The organism is Candidatus Zixiibacteriota bacterium (genome assembly GCA_040753495.1).
GTDB lineage: Bacteria > Zixibacteria > MSB-5A5 > GN15 > PGXB01 > DYGG01.
The window spans coordinates 1-26857 of sequence record JBFMEF010000129.1 but is presented as its reverse complement, the minus strand read 5'-3'; the positions used below and the strand labels follow the sequence as shown (position 1 = coordinate 26857).

General features: G+C 50.9%; 22 protein-coding genes. 4 read left to right on the top strand and 18 right to left on the bottom strand.

Annotated features, from left to right (window positions below; genetic code table 11):
* The 4 genes from purD to AB1690_08610 form a co-directional block, all read left to right on the top strand.
* On the top strand, positions 1–1211 hold a 1211-nt coding region (gene purD / locus AB1690_08625), incomplete at its 5' end, for a phosphoribosylamine--glycine ligase (protein MEW6015373.1).
* Between the two features lies 1 nt (position 1212).
* Complete coding sequence (gene purE, locus AB1690_08620; GenBank protein MEW6015372.1) at positions 1213–1656, top strand: 5-(carboxyamino)imidazole ribonucleotide mutase; 444 nt, start codon at positions 1213–1215, stop codon at positions 1654–1656.
* 56 nt (positions 1657–1712) lie between these two features.
* Positions 1713–2612, top strand: coding sequence for a tetratricopeptide repeat protein (locus AB1690_08615; protein MEW6015371.1), 900 nt, complete (start codon positions 1713–1715; stop codon positions 2610–2612).
* Between the two features lie 73 nt (positions 2613–2685).
* Complete coding sequence (locus AB1690_08610; protein MEW6015370.1) at positions 2686–3555, top strand: cation diffusion facilitator family transporter; 870 nt, start codon at positions 2686–2688, stop codon at positions 3553–3555.
* A 30-nt stretch (positions 3556–3585) separates the two neighbouring features.
* Here AB1690_08610 and AB1690_08605 read toward each other — a convergent pair whose 3' ends face one another.
* The 18 genes from AB1690_08605 to AB1690_08520 form a co-directional block, all read right to left on the bottom strand.
* Entirely contained in the window at positions 3586–4815 is a 1230-nt protein-coding gene (locus AB1690_08605) for a hypothetical protein (protein MEW6015369.1), read from the bottom strand.
* A 99-nt stretch (positions 4816–4914) separates the two neighbouring features.
* Positions 4915–7761 carry a FlgD immunoglobulin-like domain containing protein gene (locus AB1690_08600; protein ID MEW6015368.1) on the bottom strand — a complete coding sequence of 949 codons (2847 nt, stop codon included), beginning with the start codon at positions 7759–7761 and terminating at the stop codon, positions 4915–4917.
* A gap of 337 nt (positions 7762–8098) precedes the next feature.
* On the bottom strand, positions 8099–8383 hold the full coding sequence (locus AB1690_08595) for an HU family DNA-binding protein (protein MEW6015367.1): 285 nt from the start codon (positions 8381–8383) through the stop codon (positions 8099–8101).
* Between the two features lie 164 nt (positions 8384–8547).
* On the bottom strand, positions 8548–9444 hold the full coding sequence (gene sppA, locus AB1690_08590) for a signal peptide peptidase SppA (protein MEW6015366.1): 897 nt from the start codon (positions 9442–9444) through the stop codon (positions 8548–8550).
* A 2-nt stretch (positions 9445–9446) separates the two neighbouring features.
* Positions 9447–11525: a LysM peptidoglycan-binding domain-containing protein gene (locus AB1690_08585; GenBank protein MEW6015365.1), complete on the bottom strand. Its 2079-nt coding sequence runs from the start codon at positions 11523–11525 to the stop codon at positions 9447–9449.
* A gap of 125 nt (positions 11526–11650) precedes the next feature.
* Entirely contained in the window at positions 11651–12562 is a 912-nt protein-coding gene (miaA, locus tag AB1690_08580) for a tRNA (adenosine(37)-N6)-dimethylallyltransferase MiaA (protein ID MEW6015364.1), read from the bottom strand.
* 7 nt (positions 12563–12569) lie between these two features.
* Positions 12570–14411, bottom strand: a complete 1842-nt coding sequence (mutL, locus tag AB1690_08575) for a DNA mismatch repair endonuclease MutL (GenBank protein ID MEW6015363.1) — start codon at positions 14409–14411, stop codon at positions 12570–12572.
* On the bottom strand, positions 14401–16995 hold the full coding sequence (gene mutS, locus AB1690_08570) for a DNA mismatch repair protein MutS (GenBank protein MEW6015362.1): 2595 nt from the start codon (positions 16993–16995) through the stop codon (positions 14401–14403). Before mutS ends, mutL begins: the two co-directional genes overlap by 11 nt.
* Positions 16996–17018: 23 nt before the next feature.
* Positions 17019–18008, bottom strand: coding sequence for an SPOR domain-containing protein (locus AB1690_08565; GenBank protein MEW6015361.1), 990 nt, complete (start codon positions 18006–18008; stop codon positions 17019–17021).
* Entirely contained in the window at positions 18008–19147 is a 1140-nt protein-coding gene (locus tag AB1690_08560; protein ID MEW6015360.1) for a tetratricopeptide repeat protein, read from the bottom strand. The genes AB1690_08565 and AB1690_08560 overlap by 1 nt, the downstream gene beginning before the upstream one ends.
* A 3-nt stretch (positions 19148–19150) precedes the next feature.
* The gene (locus tag AB1690_08555; GenBank protein ID MEW6015359.1) at positions 19151–19486 is read right to left on the bottom strand and encodes a LapA family protein; all 336 of its coding nucleotides are present in this window, start codon (positions 19484–19486) and stop codon (positions 19151–19153) included.
* Between the two features lie 75 nt (positions 19487–19561).
* A complete protein-coding gene (locus AB1690_08550) occupies positions 19562–20218 on the bottom strand; it encodes a hypothetical protein (GenBank protein ID MEW6015358.1) in 657 nt (218 codons plus the stop codon).
* A 141-nt stretch (positions 20219–20359) separates the two neighbouring features.
* Positions 20360–21457 carry a DUF362 domain-containing protein gene (locus tag AB1690_08545; GenBank protein ID MEW6015357.1) on the bottom strand — a complete coding sequence of 366 codons (1098 nt, stop codon included), beginning with the start codon at positions 21455–21457 and terminating at the stop codon, positions 20360–20362.
* The gene (locus AB1690_08540) at positions 21454–22317 is read right to left on the bottom strand and encodes an XrtA system polysaccharide deacetylase (GenBank protein MEW6015356.1); all 864 of its coding nucleotides are present in this window, start codon (positions 22315–22317) and stop codon (positions 21454–21456) included. Before AB1690_08540 ends, AB1690_08545 begins: the two co-directional genes overlap by 4 nt.
* Before the next feature lie 36 nt (positions 22318–22353).
* Complete coding sequence (locus AB1690_08535; GenBank protein MEW6015355.1) at positions 22354–23058, bottom strand: CpsD/CapB family tyrosine-protein kinase; 705 nt, start codon at positions 23056–23058, stop codon at positions 22354–22356.
* Between the two features lie 11 nt (positions 23059–23069).
* A complete protein-coding gene (locus AB1690_08530) occupies positions 23070–24194 on the bottom strand; it encodes a tetratricopeptide repeat protein (GenBank protein MEW6015354.1) in 1125 nt (374 codons plus the stop codon).
* 57 nt (positions 24195–24251) lie between these two features.
* Positions 24252–25247, bottom strand: a complete 996-nt coding sequence (locus tag AB1690_08525) for a polysaccharide biosynthesis/export family protein (protein MEW6015353.1) — start codon at positions 25245–25247, stop codon at positions 24252–24254.
* A gap of 127 nt (positions 25248–25374) precedes the next feature.
* Positions 25375–26857 (bottom strand): GGDEF domain-containing protein (locus AB1690_08520; protein MEW6015352.1); only part of this gene is annotated, 1483 nt, incomplete at its 5' end.

Here is a 26857-nt window from a genome sequence, read left to right as displayed (position 1 = left end):
AAATATTTGCCGCCCCGGGAAACGCCGGCATCAGCCTGATTGCCGAATCGGTCGATATCAAGGCGGACAATATCAATGGCTTAGCCGATTTTGCCCGAAAAAATAGCATTGACCTGACCGTGGTCGGCCCGGAACTTCCCTTGACTCTGGGCATAGTTGACGAGTTCAACCGCCGCGAACTGCGCATCTTCGGTCCCACCCAATTGGCGGCTGAAATTGAAGGTTCTAAGGCGTTTGCCAAGGAATTTATGCGCAAGTATCATATCCCGACCGCCTCCTATCAGATATTCTCCGATTTGACCGAGGCGACCAAATTTGTCAAATCGGCGGCGTTTCCGGTAGTCATTAAAGCCAGCGGTCTGGCGGCCGGAAAGGGCGTGGTTATCGCTCACAACCAGGAAGAGGCGGTGCAGGCGGTGGAGCGTATGATGGTGCAAAAAGTATTCGGCGAAGCCGGCGCCAGCATCGTAGTCGAAAATTTCATGGAGGGACAGGAAGTTTCGGTAATGGCTTTCACCGACGGCAAGACGGTCAAGATGATGCTTCCTTCGCAGGACCACAAACGGGTCGGCGATGGCGATACCGGTCCTAACACCGGTGGCATGGGCGCCTACTGCCCGGTCAATTTTATCGATGATATTACCTTAAAAACTATCAAAGAGCATATTCTCGAGCCGACCATTTATGGCCTTGAGAAGGAAGGCAGAAATTACAAAGGGGTGCTCTACGCCGGCTTGATGATGACACCGGCCGGACCCAAAGTTATGGAATTTAACTGCCGTTTCGGCGACCCGGAGACACAGGCGGTTCTTCCTTTGCTGAAATCTGACCTGGCGGATATCTTCATTGCCATTGTGGATGGGAATTTGTCTATAATTGATGAACTGGAGTGGGAGCAAAAAGCGGCGGTCTGTGTTATCCTTGCCTCCAAAGGATACCCTGATAAGCCGGAAATCGGTAAGCGGATTTTCGGTTTAAGGAACTACAGCGATATGAATTCTATGCTGTATCATTCCGGGACACGACGTGAAGGCAAGAACTGGATTACCGCCGGAGGCCGTGTAGTCGGCGTGACCTCGGTAGAGAATGACCTTCCCTCGGCCATATCCCGCGCTTATGATGTAATTGAGAATATTAAATTTGACGGCATGATTTACCGTTCTGACATCGGTTCCAAGAGTGCCGCCATGATGAGAAGTTACGGAGTCTAAAATGCCAAAAGTGCTGATAATGCTTGGTTCGAAATCAGACAGCCAGTATGCCGATGAATGCCAGACGGTACTGAAGAATTTCGGCGTACAGGCGGATATTGAAATTTCCTCGGCGCACCGTCAGCCTGACCGAACCGATGCTCTGGCTAAAGCGGCCGCTGATTCCGGGTACGAGGTTATCGTCTGTATGGCCGGAATGGCCGCAGCATTGCCGGGGGTGGTGGCGGCACGCTCGCATCTTCCGGTAATTGGAGTTCCTTTGCCCGCATCATTGAATGGGCTTGATTCGCTGCTCTCCATAGCGCAGATGCCCTCCGGTGTGCCGGTGGCAACCATGGGGATAGGGAGCGCCGGGGCCAAAAACGCCGCCCATCTGGCGGCGAGGATTCTTGCCTTGAAGTATCCTGAAATCAGAAGGGAGCTTGAGAAATCGGGGCAGAAATAATCTGCAAACCATCCCAGGGAAAATTTGTAAAATAAGTTAAAGGAAGGAGATACAGAATGAAAGCAGGCAGAATCTCAAACGGCTTGAAAATCTTACCACTTGCATTAGTCTTGCTCAGTCTCTGCGCGGCCGGAATAGCGCAGGCCGACGAAGTTAAAGCCAAAGAGCATTTCAACAGCGCTCTGAAGGCGCAGAACGAGAAGAATGATTCGCTGGCGATAGCTGGTTACAAGGATGCCATAAAAGAAGACCCGTCATTTGCGGATGCCTATATCAACCTCGGCTCGATATATTTCGCCAAGGAGCAGTTTGCGGATGCCGAGAGCAATTTCAAAAAGGCTACTGAAGTTGCCCCCGATAATCCAGATACCTGGGCGAATCTGGGCCGAACTTACTATAAGCGCGACAAATTCACGGAAAGTGAAAACGCCTACAAAACCGCCCTGGCAAAAAAGAGCGATTACACCGATATCTATAAAGACCTCGGCTTTCTCTATTATTCACAAGGCAATTGGCCCGCTCTTATTGACAATATCAAAATCTACACGGAGAGGAATCCGACCGATGCCACCGCTCTGTATCTGCTGGGCAAGGGGTACCAGAACTTGAAGAAGTATCCGGAAGCAATCGCGGCGTACAACAGAACCGCTGAGGTGGACAAGAACAATTTCAACGCTTTTAACAGCATGGGGCAGATTTACCTGGCGCAGGAAAATTACTCACAGGCATTTCGTATGTTTGACCGCGCCGTTGCCCTCAAGCCGGACAATTTCAATGCTCTCTACAACCTGGCGATCTCATATGAGCATGAGAATCAAGATAAAGTCGACCAGGTGCTGAAATACTGGAACAATTTCCTGAGAGTCGCCAAAAACAATCCCAAGGCGCAGAAGTTGATACCCCAGACCGAAGAGCATATAAAGGAATTGCAAGCCCTGAAAGAAGCGGGGCAATAAGAATTGCCAGATAAGGAAGCCGGTCTTATGACCGGTTTCCATTTTGTGTTAATATTCCGCAATAGGTAAGAGGTTGCGCGAAAGTCTCTATACTCCGGAAGCCTGCACTCGCTTCAGCATAATCATCAATATATTTCTGTTTATTCTGAAGATGGTTGCCGGCATATTGGGGCGTTCTCAGGCGCTGGTGGCTGATTCCCTCAATTCCCTTCTCGATATCGTCGCCAATGCCGTGGTCTGGTTAGGCATCCGTATCGCCAACCGCCCTCCCGATGACGAGCATCCCTACGGTCATGGCAACGCCGATAATCTGGCGGCGATATTTGTCGCAATAGTGCTGGTGCTTACCGGCGGATATATCGGCTATGAGGCGGTGCACTCCATCATTGACAGGAATTTTCAGACCCCCACTTACCTGGCGACAACGGCCGCCGCCCTTACCATAATTATCAAGGAGACTCTCTACCATTACACCCTGCGAATCGGCAAGAGGTTCAAGTCGCCGGCGGTTATCGCCAATGCCTATGACCATCGCTCCGATGTCATCGTCTCCGCCGGAGCCTTGGTCGGAATTATCATGGCGCAACTCGGATACCCGGTGCTGGACCCCCTGGCCGGACTTTGGGTGGCATTCTTTATTCTCAAGCAGGGCGCTAAGATCATCCGGGAGAATATTCCCACCCTGATGGTTACCTCGCCGGGCAGCAAAATCGAAACGGATATCGGAAACTACATCAAGAATTTAGACGGGGTGATGGCGGTTGTCTGGATACGCGGCCGCGCTGTCGGCTCGAGCTACTACCTCGATACCGCCGTAAACGTCAATGGTAATATCTCCGTTAAAGCGGGTCATGATATCGCCTCAGAAATCAAGCGGAAAGTCCAGCAGAAATTTCCCGACGTCGCCGACATACTTGTCCATATCGAGCCGGATTCCGATTAAGCGATAAACAGTATCTTCTGCCGGCAGTTGCTAGCGAAATTCCACCCGGCGAAATTCATCCCACTCTATCATCTCTTCGTGCCCCTTATCCGATACGAATATGCCTCGATTGTCGGAGTCGATATCATTGGAGTTTCGCAATTTGAAAGCTCGCCCGTCTTTAAGAGTAACTTTGCTGGTGCGCGAAGAGATTTTCTCAATCGACTTGACCAATCCAAATTCGATATCCATTTCAATATCCTGAAATTCGCCGTCAAGAATCTCCCAGGTGAATTCCTCATCATCATCCCACCTGATTTCGCCGCTCAATTCATCGCCGCTCTCCAGTATGACTTTGCCCTCAAGCCTGCGGCCGCCGTCAAAATCGTCATAGCCAACTCCCTTTACCGGTTCGGCAAACTCCACTTTCTCCAATTCGTCCCAGTCGATACTGATTCGGCCCAATTTCGGGTCGGATATTATCACACCGCGGTTACCGCTGTCGATATCGTTGGAATTTTCCAATTCCATTTCCGTGCCGTCTTTCAGAATCACCAGGGCGCTTTGCGACGATAACGGCTCAATCTTGCTGATTTTTCCAAATTCAATCTTACGCTTGCGACGTCCATCCTCCCCATCCAGAATGTCAGTGTCAAAAATCTCATCGACATCCCAGCAGACAAACCCCCGGAACAAGTCTCCCCGACGAGTAGAGGCTTCGCCATAAAGGCGACGTCCGAAATTCGACGATATCGGCGGCGCCGGCATGAAGTCAATCTTTTCGATTTCTTCCCAGAGAAGCTCCAGTATCCCTTGTTTCCGGTCATCTATAAGGAGCTCCCGCATGCTTTCTCCTAAATCGGTCGAGCTGTTTTCGATTTCAAACTTCTCCCCGCTTTTCAACTCTATCCGCGCCCTTTGACCATCGATAGGTTTGATTGTTCTTATATGACCAAAACGAATTCCGGATTGGGCTTTGTCCCCCCAATCCCACCCCATTTCATCCCCTTCTTCCCGATAGACTGTAATACCAAAAATACTGACTTTCCTGGCGCCGGAACGGCGCGAGCTATAATCATCTCCCCGGCTGTCTTCCCGCTCCCGATAGCCATCGAGAATGTCATCCCAGAATCCTTCATTTTTGTCCCACCGGATAAAGCCCTCAAAAGTTTCCCCATCCGAGGTTACAACCTGCCCGTATATCTGCTCTTCAGTCCCCCAGACGGGCGCGATAGCAATCGCTGTCGCCAAGACTGTCAGTAAGAAATTCCGTAGTCTCACCGCTACCTCCATCAATCAAATTTAAAAATCTATTCTCTTTGACGATGAATTTGCGGCTATTGTTTCGGCGGATAGGATTTCCCCCAAAGCCCCGAAAATCTATCGCAGAAGCAGCAGTTTGCGGTACTGAACCGATTTGTCAGCGGCGGCACGGCAGAAATAGATGCCGCTGGGAGCCGGCATTCTCCCCTCCAAATTGCCATCCCAGAAAATCTTGTGACGTCCCGCGCTCAGCGGCCCGCTCTGAATTCTGGCAATTTTCTGCCCCAGAATATTGAATATTTCAATGGTCACATCGGCTCTTTCGTTTAGAGTAAGCTCAAAAACGGTCTGCCCATTGAAGGGGTTAGGGAAATTCGGCGACAAACCCAAGGCGGCAGGATTCAGGTTATTATCAAATTCGTCGATGGCCGTAGGTTCATCCACAGTTACCGCTCCCGCAATCACGGTTACGGCAATCTCACTGTCATCCACGCCTCGTAACCGAAGATATAGAGTATCCTGGAGAATAGTATCAATGCCGAAGACACCCGGAATCGAGCCGGCTGTCCAGTACAGGTCAGCAAGATGATAATTCCCCGCCTCGATTCCGCCGCTATCCGAAGTTAGAAAACTTATGGCAAACATCCCACTGTCGTAGGTTTCTGATGCCATTACCACATCTGCGGAAAAATCTGCCGCCTGAAAAGAAACAGAATCAAGCTGCAATCGGTCAGGATTAAACTGAAGAGGGAGAAATCCTTCTTTAATAGGTCGGGAAAATGTCAGTTCAATAGATGTCACCGCGCTATTACCGGGGGTGGTCCGGCCGTTCCCGACTATAATCGAATCGGCCGGTGGAATCTTTACCCGGACCGGAACCTCAATCTGCCGATTGAAGGCAAGGCTGTCGCGCACCGTAATAGTTCCGGAATGGAGACCGGGCGATAAAAATATTGGCTCAATTTGAAACTTGAGAGAGTCATCGTCGCTTCCGGCGCTGTTTAGAATATTTATCCACCCGACGGTAGCCGACGCCTCCCAGTCAAGCGCTCCTGTCCCGATATTCTGAATCTGGCATCCGGCAAGTGTATTTGTATCGACTTCTCGGTCAAAAAAGAACGAATCCGGGCTCGCCCGCAAGTACGGCATATTCCCCACTAACTCGAGAATGACAAAAAGAGTCTCAGGTGAATTCACCGCTTCCGGTGCCTCAAAGATTACCGGCTCCCGGTATCTGCCGAATCCGAGGGAGGAGATATCGATAGATAGAGCTACCGAGTCATTCTGCATGCCGTTCATTTGGTTCGAAGAGAGCCAGGGAATCTCTTCAGCCAGGCTCCAGTTAAAGACACCACTGCCTTGGTTAAGAATTCTGAGGTATATCGGGGCGGGATTGCCAAGGGCGGCAAAAGCGCGGCAATAGACGGAATCCGGTTCAATATTAAGCAGGGGGGCAGTTACGGTCAGGTTGAGAGGAACGACTACTGTCGCATTGCTGTCGTCCTGGTTTTCAATTCTGAGATAAGTTCCGTACTCTCCGAATTCCAGATTTTCGCCGGCTATAGTTACTGAGATAGTATCCGGGGTAACGCCGTAAAGGGGAGTGAGATTGACCCAGTCGACATCGAAACGGGCGCTCCAGCGGAGCGCACCTGCTCCTGCGTTTCTTATGATAAGCGATTGACCCGGCGGGTTGGCGCCGTCTCTTTCCATCGCGAAATTTAACGAGCCCGGCTCCGCCACCAGGGTGGGATTATTATATCTTTTGAGGGTCAAATAAATATCGAAATTTCCGCTCCGGGAATCAGCCCAGGCGAAATAAAGATTGTAATTATCCATGGTCACTGCCGGCTGAAGCTGCCGCCCCAGGTCGTCCTGATGAACTTTGAAAGCGCTGCCGGAAAATAGCCCCAGGTTATCAATAATCTGCGCCCGAACATTCCATTGACCGGTAGATGAGTCAGCCCATGCCAGGCAGAGGTTACCGATATTATCAGAAGCGAGCGCCACTTCTCTCTGGGCGGTAAGGCCGTCGTTCAGATTTACTTTCATGCTTGCGCTGAGGGCGGCTCCAGCGCTGTCATAGCGGCGAAGATAAATATCGGGGTTTTGGGGATACTGCCCATTGCGCCAATCAACCCAGGCAATGTAAAAGCGCCGATAACCATCGGCGGCGACAACAGGAAATGCCTGGCGAGCGGTTCCGGCATCGTCGCTGACCTTGAATTCAGAACCAATTGGCGCTCCGTTGCGGTCATACCGGCGACAGAATATATCATCATTGCCAAGCCGATTGTCGTACCAGACAACAACAAAGCTGCCGTCAATCATTCCGCAGACCCGCGGTGAATGTTGGGCAAATGTCCCCGCTTCACTGTTGAGTCTGAAATTTGTTCCCAAAAGCCCGCCGGAGGATGAGAGCCGCTGCCCATATATATCCCAGTTGCGGTTACGATAATCAGCCCAGACGACCATCGAGGAGCCGTCACTGAACAGAGCAATATCGGGCGATTCGGTAGTGGAATCCGGCAATTCGGAGGTCAGATTTATGTCGGAAATTGTCTGCGACGGCTCAATTCTGGAAAAATAGATATCGGCGCCAAAAGGGTAATCGCCATTGCGGTAATCTTTCCAGACACCGGCCACCTGCCCGAAGCGGTTGGCGGAGACCGACGGCTCCATCTGGGGAATACCAATATCGATATCATTTACTAATTGATTGCCGCCTGACAGATATCCGGCGCTGTCCAGATACTGACAGTAGATATTGTTCTGCCCTCCTCGTTTATCATACCAGATGACAATGACAGAACCAGGGGCGCCAAGGGTCAGGCGCGGATTAAGCTGGTCGGCGGTAGAATTGTCGTCGCTAACTTTGATGTCATAGCGATCCAGCGTTAATGAAAACACCGAGAAAAGCGGCATAACTATGCCCAGCAAAAGCACTGTCAGCGGTTTCCGCATACCAAAGGTTTATGCAACTGCTGTGCCCTGAAGAATGCTGAAGAGAGACATACCGACTCCCTGTCGATCTTCATTCAATTCAATTGCTTAGGGAGCCTTCCTCAGAATATTGAAAGGGAGATTTAGCTTTGGTACATATCAAAGGGGAAAAGAGTGCCGAATCTCACGGAACTCTTTTCCCCTCAATTGTCTGGAAATCAGTGACGACTATCTGATTTTCTTTTTGTGACGATCCGCTCTTCTGCGTTTTTTCCGCTTATGAGTCTTAATCTTCTGACGTTTTCTTTTCTTGCCGCTTGGCATCAATCCTCCGTTCGAGTTAAAAGCGAGACTTCGCTCAGACCGGCAGTTTCGTAATCAGGTTCTTGAATTCGTTCGATGGCTTAAACACCGGGACCTTTCTTCCCGGAACCGGGACCACATCGCCAGTCCGCGGATTGCGCGCCTTGCGCGATTTCCGTAACTTCACTTTGAATGTCCCGAAACCGCGGATTTCGATATTGTTACCGGTCTCCATCGATTTCTTCACCGTCTCCAGGAATGCATCAACAACCACTGCGACATCAGTTCTGGTCAAGCCGGTCTTCTCGGCTACTTTTTCTACCAGGTCAGCCTTGGTCATTTCATCCTCCCTACCTGCTGGTTTATTTTGATATTCATTTTTTTTCGTTCAAATCAGTTCCCGGACTTTTATAAAACTATAGAGCATTTATTCTTAGCGTTCCAGTTTGACCCGCAATCAGCGATTATTCTATACAAGTTTTATATGCAAATCAATATTTTATTTTAATACAGATACATAATTCTCGGTCCCCCGCTTTCCCCCTGAACCGTTTGTTGAATTTCATTCATTCCGACCCCCAAAAGCTCCCAGAGCCCTTTCTTTGGCTTTGGCTCCTGTATGGTCTGCGGCTCCCCTTTTAAACCGGCGAGGTCAGCGGCAATCTGGAGTGCGTCGTCAAAAGTCCCCAGCGTGTCCACCAGCCCCAATCCATAAGCCTGCCGTCCGGTGTAAATGGCGCCATTGGCCAGCTGATAGACATCATCTTTATCCAGTTCCCGTCCCTCCGCCACCACTTCGACAAACTGCTCATAGGTGTCCATTATGACCGCGGTCAGCATTTCCCTCTCTTTATCGGTCATAGCCCGGTCCAAGGCCCCCACATCTTTCAGGTCGCCCGACTTTACCCGCTCGTACCCTATCCCGATTTTTTGCAGCAGTTTCTCCGCCGTCAAGAATTGAATTATGACTCCGATAGAGCCGGTTAACGTCCCTGGATTGGCCACGATCCGGTCGGCGGCGCAGGCAATATAATAACCGCCTGATGCCGCCAGAGACGACATCGATACTACCACTACTTTTTCTTCCTCATCCCGAATTTTTCTGATGGCATCATATATTTCCTGTGATGGCGCAACTCCGCCGCCGGGTGAATCTATATGAACCACAATTCCCTTGACACTGGATGATTTCCCCCATTTCTTCAACTGCTTGACTATCGGTTCGGCTTCAGAAATAGTGCCAAAAACTTCAACCACCGCAATTCGCGAACCGCCGCCCGAGATACTAATCCCGTCATCTTCTCCCCACGTTCCCAGGAAAAGCAGGATGAAAAAGCCCCCGACAAAGAAAAATGTTAGAATGATGATTACCGCGACAATGGCGTCTCGTTTTCCTGCCATAACTAATTACTGAAAATTTTCAGCCTTTCCCCCACTTTGATATTACCGGGGTCATCCAGCTTATTCCATGCCAGAAGATTGGCGACCGATGTCCTGAACTGGTCGGCAATTCCATAGAGGGTATCACCGCGTTTGACCGTATAGATTCGATAACTTGAAGTCGAGTCGGCGCTCGAGATAAGGAGTTTCTGCCCCGGGTATATCTTCCCCCGGCTTCCCAGGTTATTCAATTTTCTTAGATACGAGACCGAAATCCCGAAACGCTTGGCGATATCCCAGAGCGTGTCTCCCTTGCGCACTACATAAACGCTGGCTCCTTCAGCGGAACTGGCGCGAACTTCGGCGTTTTGTTCGGCGCCGTCAGAGCGGACTTTCAGTCTTTGACCGACATAGATGAAAGAGCGGCGGTTCAGGCGGTTCAACCGTCGAATCTCTTCGGCGGTAGTGCCAAATGCGGCGGCGATATCGGAGACGGTATCGCCGGCTCGAACCACATAGCTGTCTCCTTCAGCGGCATATTTGCGTGACGCTTTCGGCTCGGTCTCGGCATAGGTAGCTCCGCCCGGCACTGGAATAATAAGATTTTTTCCCGCTATAATGCGCGACTTGGAGCTGAGGTTATTCGCCTCCCGAATGGCATAGACCGAAACCCCGTACTTGCGGGCAATGGTCGAAAGCGACTCCCCGCGTCTTATGTTATGATATACCCAGCTGGTCTGTTTCGATGACGGCATCTCGTCATAGGCGGCAAGAAACGCATCCTTGGTTCCGACCGGAATTCGCAGCATATAATTCTTTACATTGGGTGGCGTATGCTGCCGAAGCAATTCGGGATTCAGCTCTTTGAGCTCTTCCACCGTGCAGTCAATCGCCTTGGCAACCGTTTTCAGTTCCAGGCTCTTGTTAATCTTCACCTCATCGAAAGTCCATTCCGGTTCATAATTGATATCGGTGAAGCCGAATCGGGCCGGGTCCTTGCATATCATCACTGCCGCCATGAAAAACGGCACATAATCCATCGTCTGCTTGGGAAGCCGCATCATCCAGAAATCTTCCGTGCGCGTTTTCCTTATGGCGGTGCGAATTCGTCCGGGACCGCAATTATACGCCGCCAGCGCCAGTTCCCAGCTGCCAAACTCGTTATACAGGTCTTTCAGATGCCGCGCTGCGGCATGAGTCGCCTTGACCGGGTCCTTCCTTTCGTCGTACCACCAGGTGCGGTCCAGGTTATAGAGTCTTCCAGTTGAGGCAATAAACTGCCAGAGTCCCATGGCGCGAGCCCAGGAATAGGCGTGTGGATTATACCCCGATTCCACCAGCGCCAGGTATGACAAATCCAGAGGCAATCCATATTCAGCGAAAATCCTCAGAATCATCGGATTGTATTTGGTAGAACGGCCCAGATATCGCTTAACCGCATCCCGCGCCACAGTCTGATAGTAGACAATACACTTCTTCACCCGGTCATTAAAGACAATAGGAACATCGTAACTCAGCTTTTCCTGTGTATAAGTCTCCAGACGTTTGTATTCCGAGGAATCAATCTTCAGGTTATTCATCTCGGAGAACCGTGATATCAGAGCCTCCGGAGAAACATCCTCCGGAAGATGCCCTAGCGACACCAGGGTGGTGCGATAGTTGGCGGTGATTTCCGCCAGAAGACGATTATATCGTATCCCTTCCGAGGTGAGCGAATCAGATTCGGTATCTATATCAAGTTCTCCCAGAATGGAAAGCGATTTTTCAAAATAGTACTCAGCTTCCTCCCAGGCTGTCTCGCGGTTAGCCAGAATCCCCATTGTGCAGTATTCCTGGGCAATATCAAGCCGTCTTGATATAACGTCATCAATGGCGGCAGCGCCATCAAATGCCATTGTCGCTGAATCGCTTATCTCCTGCGGACTCTCCCCCATCGGCTCCAGCTCGAATATTTCTGTTTCCCCAGCCCCACTATCATCGAGCTGCCCCTGCTGCCCCGTTTCCCCTTTATCTCCAGCTTTCTGCAGACGGGGATTGGTGCATGAGAATACGAACAATCCAACCGTTGCAACTAACAAGAACAGAAAAGCCTGCTTATGCATTATCACCTGCCAAATTTTTAGTATCCTGTCTTGAATATATCGGCAGACAAATATACCTGCTTTACACCCAAATCAGGCTAACTCATTGCGATATATACAAAACTGCTTGAAACACTGTCAAGGGATTATTTTTCCCTTTTCCAGAGAACCCTTAGTATATCAATAACTTCCTTATCACTTCGGGCATATCGGATATTTTTCATCCCCTTAAACCAGGTAATCTGCCGTTTGGCAAATCGACGAGTATTCTGCTTAATCTGGGTTATCGCCGAATCGAGGCTAATACGGTCATCCAGATAATCGATTAACTCATTATAACCAATTACATTAATCGCAAGGATCGCATCCTTCATTCCCCGGTTGTAAAGCTCCTCTACCTCCCGCAATAGTCCTGCTTTCATCATCTTGTCCACCCGGTCATTTATAGCCTTATACAGTCTCTCCCTATCCGGCATGAGGCAAATCACCATAAAATTGACTTCATTATTGCTGTCCGTCCGACTTTCGGATAGAAACGATGATTTCGGCTGGCCAGTTATCTTGTAAATCTCAAGGGCTCTGATAATCCGGCGAATATTATGAGGATGTATCTTTTCCGCCTCGTTCGGGTCTATTGCTTTAAGCTGCTCATAGAGATACTGCGATCCCCGGGTCGCTACTTCCTCCTGAAGTTGCTCCCGGTAATGATAGTCTCCTTCCGGGATTTCCGCGATTCCTTCCACCAGTGAGCGTACATAAAGTCCCGTGCCGCCACAGACCAACGCTTTTCGACCCTCAGATTGTATCTTTTCAAGCCATTGCCGGGCATCGCGAGTAAAGTCAAAGGCGGTATATCGCTCACCGGGCGACACGATATCAATCAAGTGAAACCGATACTTTTCCCTCTGCTCGGGCGTAGGTTTATCGGTTCCGATATCAAGTCCGCGGTAAATCTGGCGCGAATCGGCCGAAATAACTTCCAGGTCGGGATATTCCCGGAAAAGTTTCAGCAGAATTTCGCTTTTGCCGGAACCGGTCGGTCCTGTAAGAACCGGCACCGTCGGTTTATTTCCGTCCGAATTTGAAATCAAGTTCACTCTTGCTGATTCTAAAGATGGTGGGGCGACCATGCGGGCAGCAGTAATTATCCTTCGCCGCCAGCAGCCGTTTGAAGAGATTCAAAGCTTCTTCGGCGCCGAGACGGTCCCCGGACATGACCGCTGAGCGGCAGGCAATTGACTGGGCGACCGCTTTTTTCAAATCATGCTCCGCTCCTTTTATCACTCCGATATCATCGATAATCTGAAGGAACACTTTTTCGGGCGATTTGCGGGAGAGTACTGATGGCACCGCCGATAATAGCACGGTTCTTGGGCCAAACGGTTCCGCCACGAATCCTGCCGCTTGCAGAAGGCCCGCGGTTTCTTCAAAGAGGGCGTAGCGGTCCGGCGCCAGGGAAATCGTCACCGGAAACAACAGATTCTGCGCCACCCCCGAGCCGCGATTTATCGTTTCCAGATTTTCCTCATACAGAACTCTCTCATGAGCGGTGTGCTGGTCGATAACAAATATCTCCACGCGGCTCATGAATATCAGATAAAGCTCGGCAAACTGTCCGAGAAAGAGAATTTCATCACGGGTAAGCATCTCGCCGGTAGTGACATCAACCAGCTCCACGCCCGGCAATTCCTGCCTTGAGTCGTTATGAGCTGCGGAGGAATCGACCGTTTGCCCCGAATCCATGCCGCCGTATAGTTGTTTCAAGAATTCCTGGTTCGCGGCAAAGCCGCCCGAGGGCGCGGCGTCGGCGCGGCGATATGCCTGTCTCACCCAGGTTTTGGCGTCGGCTGTGACGCCAGTCGATGCGATTGAGCCGGGATTTTGCCCGGACTCCCGCAGCCCCCGTCGCACCGCCTGAAACAGCAGGTCGTGCACCTGGCTTTCTTCGGATAGACGCACCTCCGCTTTGGTGGGATGCACATTGACATCAACCCGCGAGGGTTCAATACGGAGGTTGACCGCGCCGGCCGGATAATTTCCGCGCGGCAGCGCTTCGCCATACCCGGCAATGATAGCATGCATTAGATTGGTCGATTTAATAAAGCGGCCGTTAATGAAAAGATAAAGTCCATACTGGTTCTGTCGGGCGCTCTGCGGCGTGGAGATATATCCCAGAATATCAATTCCATCAATCTGCGACCTTAATTCGAGAAGGGAGTTTTCCTGTCCCGCAAAGAGCAGATTGGAGACACGCCGACGGAAACTGGAGTCAGTTTCGGCGCTCAGATTATAAACCTCTTTACCATTGAGGCGGTAACTGAATTTGATATGGGGGGCGCTTAAAGCCAGCGCCACGGCGGTGCGGGTCAGATGGCGCGCCTCGGTGACTTCCGCTTTCAAAAATTTTCGGCGCGCGGGAGTGTTGAAAAAAAGATTGGAGACTTCCACTATGGTTCCGACCGGCGCCGCAATCGGCTTGAGATTCTGGACCACTCCCCCCTCAATTATTATTTCCTGTCCGCTGTCGGCCTCTTCCGTTCGTGAAACCAGCCGCGTCCGCGAAACAGAGGCTATCGATGGCAGAGCCTCGCCGCGAAATCCGTAACTGGCGAGATTTTCCAGGTCGGAAAAATCGCTTATCTTGCTGGTAGCGTGACGGGCAAAGGCGACTTCAATCTGCTCGGCGGCAATGCCGCAGCCGTTGTCGGCAACCGATATCAGTTTCGTGCCTGATTTTTCAACGACGATATCGACCCGGGTGGCGCCGGCATCAAGAGAATTCTCCACCAGCTCCTTGAGGACAGCGGCAGGCCGCTCGATTACTTCGCCGGCGGCAATTTTATTTACCAGCCGTTCCGGAAGCGGACGAATTCTTCGCCGGGTCGCCAGTGACGGGCTATTGCTCATCAAGCCGCTCTTTCCATTTATTCAGCAGTCGAAATGCCTCAAGCGGTGTCAGTCCGTTCATATCGAGCCGCCGCAATTCCTCTTCCAGTTCCGAGGGTGGCTTTTCAAACAGAGAGTGTTGATTTATATTCTTCTGGATTCCGCGCGCCAGTTCCGACTGCGAAAATTTCCCCGACTCCAGCAGTTTCAAGAGCTCGCGCGCCCGTCCGATAACTTTGCGCGGCACTCCCGCCAGACGGGCGACTTCGATGCCATAAGAGTCATCACACCCGCCGGGAACAATTTTATGCAAGAATACTATCTCTTCCTGCCATCTCTTCACCGCCACCTGGAAATTCCGCACTTTATCATAGAGCGCCGCCAGACCGGTCAACTCATGGTAATGAGTCGCAAATATTGTCCGGGCTTTTATGTTTTCATTGATATACTCAACCACCGCCCAGGCGATGGAGAGACCGTCAAACGTGGAAGTTCCCCGGCCTACCTCATCCAGCAGAATCAAAGAATTCTCGGTGGCGTTATTTAATATATTTGACGCCTCAATCATTTCCACTAAGAATGTTGATTGTCCCCGTGCCAGATTATCGACGGCGCCGACGCGGGTAAAGACCCGGTCAACCAGCCCAACAACCGCCTTCTCCGCCGGCACAAAAGAGCCTATTTGCGCCAGTATTACAATCAATCCTATCTGCCGAAGGTAGGTTGATTTACCCGACATATTCGGACCGGTCAGAATCATAATCCGCTCGCGGTTCATATCCAGGCTCAGGTCGTTAGGGATAAATGTCCCGGGCGGAAGAATCTCTTCAATTACCGGGTGGCGCCCTCCTTTAATTTCGAGAATCGGACTTTCACTGATTTCCGGCTGAACATACATTTTCTCTACTGCCAGATTGGCTAATGAGACTATGAGGTCGAGTTCAGCGAGAATCTCCGCCGCTTCCAATTGTCTTTTGATCGACTGCGCCACGGCGTCGACCAGTTCATTGAACAGACGCTCTTCCAGTGAAAATATCTTCTCTTCCGCCGCCAGTATCAGCTCTTCTTTAGCCTTGAGGTCTTCGGTTATGAATCTTTCGGCATTGACCAGAGTCTGCTTTCTGATATAATTCTCAGGTGTCTTATCCAGATTGCTCCGAGTGATTTCGATATAATAGCCGAAGACTTTGTTGAATCCAACCTTCAGAGAGGCTATGCCGGTTCGCTCTCGCTCCGTCTTCTGAAGAGACGCAATATATTCCCGCGCCTCCCGAATCGACTCAACCAGCCGGTCCAGTTCATCCGAGTAACCCGGCCGGATAATGTCTCCCTTGGCCGAAGTTAAAGGAGGTTCCTCGACTATGGCTCTCTCAATTATTTCCGCAACCTCGCGCAATTCAGGATAAGCGCCGCAGCCGGCACGAAAGACCTCCGCCTGGAGCGCTTGAGTTAATTCCACTGCGTCTTTCCCAAGTCGAATGGCATCGCCTATCGACGCCAGTTGGCGGGGATTAATCTTGCGCATTCCCAGACGGCCGCAGAGTCTCTCCCAGTCCGGAAGCCCTTTCAGCAGCTGGGAAAGTTTTGTCGCCAGTTCCCGTATCTGATACAGTTCCGCCACGCCAGCCATACGTCGGTCAATCAGAGCGCGCGATTTGAAGGGACGGAGAATGCTTTCTCTGAGTCGTCGGGCGCCGCCGGCCGTAGAGGTACGATTAAGGGAGTGAAAAAGCGAGCCTTGCTCGGAATTGTCGGATAGATTTCGCACCAGTTCCAGATTTCGGACGGTGTTGTAGTCAAGCAGCATATGCTGCTCGTAATCGGCCGGCGAAATCTGTGTTATATGGTCCAGTTTTGTTCTATTATTTTCTCTCAAATAGCGAAAAATAGCCCCGGCGGCCGCCAACCCCTCTCTGAAATGACCTACCCCGAAACCGTCCAGAGTGCTGACTCCAAAGAATTGCTGCAGCTCCGAGACTGCATTTCTGTAGTCGAAATTGTGCTCCTCGGCGGGAGTAACCTGACGACTCAATGTCCGGGTCAAAAGATGCGAGACAGGCGACAATTCGGAGGAGCCGTTGGAATTCTGCGGAACCAGAATCTCGCGCGGCGACAAAATCTGCAGACGTTGACTCACGTCGCCTTTCTGCCCTTCATAGACAAAAATTTTCCCGGTGGTCAGGTCTATGTATGACAGCCCCAGTTTCTTCTCCGATTCGGCATAGACCGCGGCGAGATAGAGGGGAGCGCTGGCTTCGGTCATGCCCTCTAAGGTGGCGGTGCCCGGGGTCATTATCTCCACCACTTCTCTTTTGACTACGCCCCGCGCAAATTTGGGGTCTTCCACCTGCTCCACCACAACCACTTTTTCCCCGGCCGCCAGCAGCCGCGCCATATATTTGTCCATAGCGTGGTACGGCACCCCGGCCAGCGGAATCTTTTCTCCGTCAATATTGCCACGGGAAGTCAGCGCCACGTTGAGAATCGGCGCCGCCTTGATGGCGTCATCTCCGAACATTTCATAAAAATCCCCCATTCGGAAAAATAATATTTTGTCGGGATGCTGCGACTTAATTCGGTAATACTGACGCATCAGCGGCGTCATAGAATCCTTTCGGGAGCCCGGGGTCATCGCGCCACCACCTGGTATGTTTCCTTCTCCTCGTCTTCAAGACGGGCGCGGAATTCCATTGCCTTATCCGTCGAGCGAAATCGGCCCACATAGACCACGTAATATTTCCTGCCGGAGATCGTCTTTCCGACAATTTCCACCGGCGCCTTATATTTTTTCATCCGCTCGGCAAGCGCCTCGGCGTTGACCTTCTGGGAAAAAACGCCGGTCTGCAGCGAATAGACGGTGCCGGTCAGTGTCTCCGCCTTCTGGTCGACGCTTCTCGGTTCAAAACTTTGAAACCGGTCGGCGAGTTCCTCCAGCCCGATAGCACGGGGATAACTCTCCTTTAGCAGATTATAGTAATGGATGGCGTCATCAACTCTGCCTATTTCGATTGCCGCCGATGCCATCAGGTACATCGCCGCCGCCGAAAACTCTTCATCTTTCGACTTAATGATTCTCCGGCAGAAATTTTGCGCCTCTCCGAATTTCTTCTTTGCCAGCAGCTCGATTGACTGGCTCAAACGAACCTGATTGCTCAGCTGCGCCGATGCTCCCTCTTTGATAATCTGTTCCTTCAGTTTGGAAGCGCCTGCCTTATCCCCGTTCTTTTCAACCGCCAGCGCCCGGAGAAACATCATCTGCTCCCGGTACTGACCGGCCTCCCAGATTCCCAGGTATTCCTCCGTGACCTGGAGCAATCCTTCGAAATTCCCGTCCGCCAGAAGCAAATAGGCTTTTGTTTTGTAGTAATATTCCGCGCGCTCCGGGGGCACGCCGGCATGCGATGCTCTTTCGAGCAATTGCGAGATTTTCTGCCCTTCCGTTTCCAGAAGCGCCTGTCCGAGTATCAAGAGACCGTCCCGGCGCGACGCTGACACTTGGCGATTGAGTTCCAGGCGAGCCTGAGTCAAGTCGCCGAAGTCTATAAGTTCAATGATATCGGCCGCCCCGGTTACGCTCGCTCCCCCCAATACCGCCAGTAATAAAAGAAAAAAACGCATCAGATCACAAAACTGTCAACCGCTTTGCAGGAGGGACAATGCCACTTCTTGGTGCGCGACTTATATCCGCAGCGAGTACAATGATATTCGTTTTCAACCGCCTCCCGGCGCTGCTCCAGACGATTTATCAGGTCGCTCAGCCGCTTTTTGTCCCCCACGGTGAGCGATATCTTGGCTAAGTCGAGAATCGGCATATATGACTCCGGATGGTCCTCAATCGCGACCGAAAGATGGTCCATGGCGTCGCTGTATTCCCCCTTTTTATAATGATATTCCGCCAGCGTCAAGCGGGCATCCAGATTCTTTGGCGAGGTTTCCAGAATTTCGTTACAGATGGTGAATATCTCGCCGAATTTCCCCAGGTCAAAGAGCGCCCTTTTCAGACGACTCAGAACGAAGTGGGACGCCTCCGGCACCGTCTTAATCAGCCGCTTCCAGAATTCAACGGCATCCTCTTCCCGGTTCTCGGCAAGATATGAGTCGCCGATAAAGATATATGCCGGTATACAGGCGGCATCAAGATTAATCGCTTCCTTGAAAAGAAGTCGCGCCTTATGATATTCCTTCTCATTATAAAGTTTCTCGCCCTGCAGAAATTTATAAATGGCAAGAGCCCCTTTCGACTTTGCCCCGTCACTCTTGACCAGACGCTCTTTCATTTCAAAAGCCGCTTCCCAGTCGCCGGTGCGGGAGTGCAGCTCCAGAAGTCTCTCGGCTGCCCAGCGGTCGTCGCCGCCTATGGAAATCAATTCCCGAAGAGCCGAGAGAGCCGAGGCATTGTCATTCAGCGCCAGGAAATCCTCCGCCAGGGCGCGAAGAATCAGACGTTTATCATCGGGTGAAAGCCCATGTCGAATGGTCAGGTCTTTGTGCACCTGAAGCGCCTTATCGGTCTTGCCGTATTTCCGCAGAATATTGCCGATACGGACATAGGCGTCGATATTTTCGCTGTCTTCCGCGACCGCCTCCCGGAACTTGCCGAAAGCGGCCTCATCTCGGCCGTCCAGCAACGCCTTCAGCCCCTCTATGTACGACGTAAGGTCCTTGCCCTTCTTCTCTTTTTTGAAGCGGTCGTAATAAAGATATATGAAGAGAAGAGCCGATAGAGCTAAAATAAATATTATGAGAATACTGTCCATATTTTACTCCTGAAGGTCCCCCGGTTTGCCGAGAAGATTTTTGGCTTCTTCAATCGGCCGGTTTCGGAGCGCCGTCACCTCATTCTGAAGCCCCTTTATCGTCCGGTTAGATTCCCTCAGCTGGTTGGACAGTTTTAAATAAACGGTAATGAAGAGCAGAAGCGATATGAGCGCTCCCAGCACAAACGACCAGAATACCACCGTTATAAGAGGCACGTCGTAGCGCTGGGTCCAAATCAGGTCAACATCTACAGTCTTGACCGGGCCGGTATTATAAACGGCAAATCCGACAATTATCAAAATGATAATGAGGATCAGAATCGACCTGAACACCCACATACTTCCTCCTTGGAAGAAAATCCGTTTCTAAATATGGAATAAATATTGTCTATCTGCCGTCGCCCGATGCCAGGCTTATCCTTCAGCGAACTTCAGACCGTTCAGCAATTCCAGAAACTCCTTTTCGATGCTGTCGAAATAGCGCCATTCGCAAACCAGATTGAGCATGACGATATGATTATCCTTTTTGGCGAAGAAGATTGAACCGCCATAGAAATCGGAAACCACATCGGCGCGGTCCGACTCGGAACCGGCCCGTTGCACTTCCAGGGTATAGCGAAGCTGAGTCGAAATCCGAACACCGGGAACGTCCCCGGCGCTCATGCGCGAGCGTTTCTTCAACTGAAAGTTGCCAAACATATTCTTAAATTCTTGAAAGATATTGTTCTTCTGCTTGGATTTGAACCCCTCTGATAATATAGAATCCACAAACTGGTCCGCCGTCAAAGACGAGGTATCGACAAAGACTGTGACCTTGGGAATAGTAGTGTAATTAGGCGCGTGCTGAAAGTGAAGGGGGATATCATACTGCTTTTTGACCAGAACCAGTCTGACCGGGCTTTTCGCCTTCTTGATGGAATAATCCCAGACATCTGGGATCGCCAGAGAGAAACCGTAATCGTCATCCGTGTAAACGCCGTTTTCCACCTGACCGGCAAGGTCTTTCTTCCTGGCGTCACTGCCGCCGACAAACAAAAGAACCAGACCTAAGATAATTATCAACCGTTTCATTACACTACCTCCAGATTGCTTATAACTATTTATCAATTATACAGTTGGTAGTCAAGAAATATTTCAAAAAATATTGCCATCACTCGAAATTTGGACCGTGTTGCCACAGAATCTGATTGGCGCATTGGGCATGGGCATCCGCTAAACCTGGTAGCGCTGCTTATATTGAGTAAAAAGCTGCCCCCACTCGGTCCGGCTGAACTTCCTTATAATCGACCGTCCGATAGTGGGATACCAAAGCCAATCATGATAGAAGTTACTTGCCATCGGCGCCCAGAATACCAGAGGCGAATGAAGCGCAATCTTCTCCAGAAACCGCAGCGGTCCCAGCCGAAGCATCTGGTCGCCCCAGATTACAAATGATTTCTTAGTCTTAAAGCCGAAATTAATCCCGCCAATATCTTTCCCCTTAATTTCGATTTCTCTCAGGTCGGCCACCCCCAACCCTCGCTCATGACAGAGACGTAGGTACGGAATATCCATCGGTTCAAACCCCATCAGGCGCGCCGCCACGGCGTCAATGGCGACAGAGTCGGCCGAAGCCAGCAATATATTCTTCCCGTGCGGAGTCATGGTTCGCGGCCCGGCGCCATCACCGCAGACTGTGCCATCCATCACGGCAAGAAGCGACGGGTGCAGCTCTTTCTGCATTATCATCAAATCCACCAGAACTTCGTGTATATATTTATGCGCATAGTGGCGAACTTCTTTTAAGAGTCCCCCAAAGGCGTTCTTAATGGCGCCGGTGGTGACAGAGTGACCGTGAGTCTTTACCGTTGGCAGATGAATAATCTGCTTACCGGGATAAAGCGCCGGTATCTCTATCCCCTCGGGGAAAATTCTATCCAGCCGAAGAAGTTTTTCTTTGAATTCATATTTGACCCAGCCGACATCGGTCAGCGCCGTAAATCCCAATCCGTATTTCTTCAATACCGGCATCCAGCAGTTGTTCTTCGCCCCTTTTATCGGGTCGGTTACCACGGTCTTGTTTTCGAGCGGAATAATTTTCTTCGGAGAGTAGCCATCTTCCAGAAGTGTTTTCACCACCCCTTCCAGCTGCCAGGGCTGGGATGAGCATGCCGGAAAATACTTAGTCCAGGAAAGATTTAACTTCAGAATCGTCTCTTGGTCCTGCTTTATTATGCTCTGATAACCGACCAGATGGAGTAGCCGGCGATAATCCTCGATTACTGTCGCCGCCGACGTATCCAGAACCGCCACCAGGCTTCGCGCGCTCATCGCTCAAATCCGATTGGCTTGCGATTAAGAGTCTCCAGATAATCGCGGGCCGGGCAGAAATCAAATTCGCCAAGCAGGTGATTCAATTTCCGCAGCAGGGTGGAAATGGAGCCATATTGACGATATTTTTGAAGAAGACTCAGGCCTTTGAGACGGGGCATATTGGTATCCAGCTCCCAGGGATGAACATAAAGCACCGCCGGCTGTCCCTCGCGATTCATTTTCTTGATAATCCCCGCCGTGTACCAGAGAGGTGAATGGCGAAGATAGCCGCCGCCGCAGACAGGGAGCCTCTTTCCCAGCACCTTAGTAGTCGACGCCGGAATCTCGTGCAGAACTCGGCCGTTGTCGAGTTTCATCTTAAAAATCTGATTGGGCGCCGAGGGGTCGCCATAGATATCATGCTTGATAGGAAACAGCGATGAATCATACGAAAAGCCTAGGTCGGCAAGAACTTCAAATGCCCACTTGGTGGTCGAATCAATGGACCAGCTGGGCGCCCGGTAACCTATCGGCGCAATACCGCAGGCATTCCGTATCGCCTTGATAGCCATCTCGGTATCAAGGCGGAATAGCTCTTTGTCGGCTTTCTTTACCATAAGATGGCGATAACTGTGGCAGGCTACTTCGTGTCCCGCCGAGGCTATTTCATCTATCAATGCCGGAAACCGGTCGGCGACCCAACCTAGAACAAAAAAGGTCGCCCGCACTTCGTGCTGTTCAAAAAGGTCCAGCAGGCGTTCGGTATTGCCGACCACCCGCGAAGGCAGTTCATCCCATTCCCGGAAGTCGATATTCTCTTTCAGATTTTCAACGACAAACCAGTCTTCCAGGTCAACGGTAAGGATATTGGTCAGCACCGATTTACCTCTTACAATGGCGGAGAAAGGGAGCGCCTATTCTTTGGTAGGCGAATAATTGTAACCGTAATAATTATAATTATAATAATACGGCAGAGAATGGGTCAAATTATTGACGACCACGCCCAATATCTTTTCCTTCTGGCGGGCGAGAAGTCCGGTGGTGCGGGTTATCACGCCGCGTGGAGTCGAACCGGCTTTGACCACCAGCAGCACTCCATCAACCTCATCCATCAGTATCAGCGGGTCGGATACCGGCACGACAGGAGAGGTGTCAATCAGTATCAGTTCGTAATAAAACTTCAATTCCTCAAGAAGCTTATGAATAATCGGACCATTTATAATGTCGGAGGGATTTTCCAGATGTCTTCCGGCTGTCAGTATGTCCAGTTTTTCCAGGGCGGTCTGCTTGACCGCTGTGCGCACAGCGGCTCCATCGAGAAGCACCTCGGCAATCCCTTTTTCTCGAGATAATCCGAACAGCTTGTGGATGGTCGGGCGGCGCAGGTCGAAATCAATGAGAAGTGTCTTCCGACCCTTGTGCCGCGCGGCCGTTATCGCCAGAAACGAGGATATCAGGGATTTCCCCTCGGAAACCATGGAGGAGGTAACCAAGATAGTTCTCTTATTCTGGGGGGACTTAAGACCGTTCAAATTATGCAGAAGCCGCCTGAATTCCGACGCCTCGGGTGATTCAACATCGTAATAATCGACTAAATTGAGATACTTATCCTTTCCCAAGTCTCCTCCGTTCAGACATACTTTTCCGTTATATCAAAAATGGCATCGGTCAGTTTCAGATAGTTTTCTTCGGACAGTTCCAGCGACCGCTTGGCTTTAGCCAGACTCGGATTTATTTCCAGCGCTTTTTTGAACTGCTCGATACTTTTCTGCCAGGCAAATTTCGCCTGATGCAGATAGCAGGCGCCCAGCTCGTAGTAGAGGTCAACATAGCTGGGATTGCGGTCAATTTCATTCTGCAGCTGCTTTATCCGGTCGTCGATATTGCTCTGCGAAAGCCACTCGGTGTACATCAGGAAGCGATGAAAATGCGCCGCCTTTCCCTGACGCTGCTTTTCTTTCTTCTCGTCGCGCACCCCTTTAAACAGCGCAAATGCCCGCTTCAGCTCCCCGTTGGTCAGGGCCGCTACCGCTTCGTCAAAGGTAGACGTCTTGTAGTCGGGATTTATCAATACCGCCTTGTTCAGCAAATCCATGGTTTTGGTCGTGAGGTCGGTATAGAGGTTGAAGTCTTCCTTCGTGACAGCATTCAGGGTGTACGCCAGCGCCAGATTGAAATAGGCGTCAGCGTAATAGATATTCAGTTTGATGGCATCTTCAAATTCGATTACCGCCCGGCGACAGGAGCCGGCCGCCATAAACGCTTCTCCCAGGATATTGCGATAATCGGCGAACTGGGGACGAATTTCCACCGCTTTCAACCCGGCTTTGACCGCGGCGTCGATATGATTTGCCATCAGTTCTGTCTGGGAAAGAAAATAATACGCCTCATGATAATCATGGCGGATTTTCACGGCGCTCTGAAACAGCTGCCGCGCCTCCGGATACATCCGGCGATAAAAAAGCGCCGACCCCAGATGAAACATCATTTCCGGACGCCCTTCCTCCAGAATATTGCGGTAGCTCTTCAGAAGATATTCCAATTCCGATTTCTTGTCACCATGGGTGGTCTTAACCAGATTCAATATCTCATTCTCGCTCATCTCTTCCGAATGAGGCATGACGCTGGCGTCCATCAGCTCCCCATTGACAAAGAAGGAGGTCTTTATCACCCCCTGGCGAACATCATTGACCGTCTGTATCAAGTATTCTTTTTCGTTATCTACTATCCGACTGTCCAAACGATAAGAGTCCATTTTACTCCCCCGCACGGTTTAAATTCAGGGCAATATGTCGCTCATACTCCATTGAGCCTATCGCCCGCTTTCGCTTCCCAGACCAAACAACTCCAACTGGTAAGCGATTAGAACGACCGAACCGAGACCTCCCAGCACCCCCAGCCAGCCGGTTACCGAGTCAATCCCCAGAAACCCGCGACTCCGCCGGTTAAGCACAATGGTATCCTCCGGTCGAAGAAAATACCGCCCCGGCGCGCCGCTGCCCTGATATTTTTTCAGATTATATTGAATCACCTGCGCCGATGTTCCATCCTTGGAGATAACTGTCACATTTTTCAGGTCGGCATACTGTGTCGGGCCTCCCGCCAGGGCAATGCCGTCAAGCAGGTCGATGTTGCTTTCCAGAGACAGCGGTCCCGGTCTTAAAATCTCTCCCATGACATAGAAAATATTCCTCTGGGCCATCTGGTCAGTCAGGGTTCGGGCAGGAAGTCCCGCCGGAGTCGCTGGAATCTCGATGGTATCACCGGGACGTATTGCCGGCAACTCATTTCGTTTCCCCGATGTCACCAGCGCCGAGACATTGACCACTTCAACCTTACCGGCGTCAGAGCCGCCCCGGATAATCATCACCCGGCTTAAATCACCGATATCAGTGGCTCCCCCCGCTTCATTAATGATAGTCCAGAGGTCCGGCATCTTCTCAAAAGCATACTTGCCCGGCGTCCGGACCTGTCCCGAGACAAAAACTCGCAAATGATTGTATTCGACCACCCGCACGACAGTCTGGGAGATGGCGCTGTTGAAGCGAGAAATTTGCCGGATTATCCGCCGCTCCAGTTCCTGCGTAGTCAGTCCCGCGGCTTCGATTTCACCCGCTATATCAAGCGATATCATTCCATCCTGCCGCACCTTTACCACTTGGTCAAGCGTACGGTCCTGCCAGAAGCGAATTTCCAGGACGTCGCCCGGTCCAATTTGATAGGCCTGTCCGTATGCCATGCCGCCAAACAGCAATAGCGCCGCCATCGCCGAAAGCAGCCCGATCTTCTTCCTGAAATTTCCTGTCATTATTTCTTATTCTCCAATAACCGCGTGTCCTGTATACTTAATCGGCAAATATATTAAACGCTTTTAGATTCGACATAGTTTTAAAATTCGGGCCTATTTTATCACATATTGGGTAAAAAATTCTAAGTTAACGGCTATACCCGGGGCGCCGAAAATCGGGTTGATAGATTCGCGAGAGATTCCCCCCCTCCTCTTTGGCTTGCAGAAGCGCCATATCGGCCGCATTAATCAACTCGTCAATATCCTCCGCATCTTCGGGATAGACAGCCGCTCCAATGGAAACCGAGAATTTGAAATCGCTGGAAATCCCCTCGCCGGCGGCATGCTCCGAAGCGATTTTAACCCGGAATCGTTCCATAAACAACAGCGCCTTGTCTCGGTCCGCCTCCGGAATTATAAGGCAGAATTCATCACCGCCGTACCGGGAAGCGACATCAATGGCCCGCACCGATTTGGTCAATATTTTCCCGAACGCTTTCAAAATGGCATCGCCGGCAAGATGCCCGTATTTGTCGTTAATGCTCTTCAGGTTGTCTATATCCAGAATCATCAAAGCCAGCGTCCTGTGGTATCTTTTGGCGCGCTGCAGTTCTTCTTCCAGACGCTGGCGGAAGTATCGGAAATTATGTATACCGGTCAGGCCATCGGTATAAGACAAAGCTTCCATCTTCTCAAAATGAAAGGCATTTTCAATCAGCGGCAACGCTTCCTGACGGAACCGGCGAAGTTTCTCGGCTACCTCTTCCGGAGATTTGTCGCCGTTCCAGAGAAGCAGCGCTTTCTTATCTTCAATCCAGGGAAGCGACGTCAGATATCGCAGACTCCCCGACTTTAATATTTTTGCTTCTGCCGCATCCAGACTGAGATTATTGTTGTTCTTGAAATCGACAATCGCGTCGGTCTTTATTGCCGAAAGAAGCGAACCGTACTGTCCGCGCAGGAGGCGGTCGGTATCTTCGGACAAATTCCAATTGACCCCAATCACCACGTCATCGGCTTTGCCGGAGGAGACATAAAACGCCATCTTTGAGAAACCGCATTCCTTTCGCAGTCCTGCAATCAACTCGGGAACCAGCTTTTCGCAGTTTTTGATCCGGAGCAAACGTGGCATCTCGGTCCGATACTCTCCCCCACCCTCAACCGTTACCGCCTTGGTGGCGGTGGTCTTGTCCCGCGATGACTGCAGCGCCCGCATTCGCTCTTCGAACTTCTTTAGCTGCTGTTCCTGGATGCCGATATGATAAGCCGCCGAAAGATTGAATGCCAGCGCCGTGGACAGGAATTTCAAGGAGCGGTCTTCCAGCGGCAGAGAAGTCTTTATGAAATAAACCCCGTATAGATTCTCTCTCAAGAAAACCGGGAAAAACGCCCATAACCCCAGCGCTTCAATTGCTTTTAGCGACGCCTCCGGAAGTATCTTTTTAAGACTCTCCGTCTTCTCCAGATAGGCAAACTTCTTCAGATGATTCTGAATCTCCGGCGTCAGCTTGAATGATACCGCCATCCGGTCAACTCTAATTAGCCCGTGCAGGTAATTTACCTCCAAACGACCTTTATAGTACCGCAGAAATAATATCCGCTCGCATCCAAGAAATTTCTTCAAAATATTG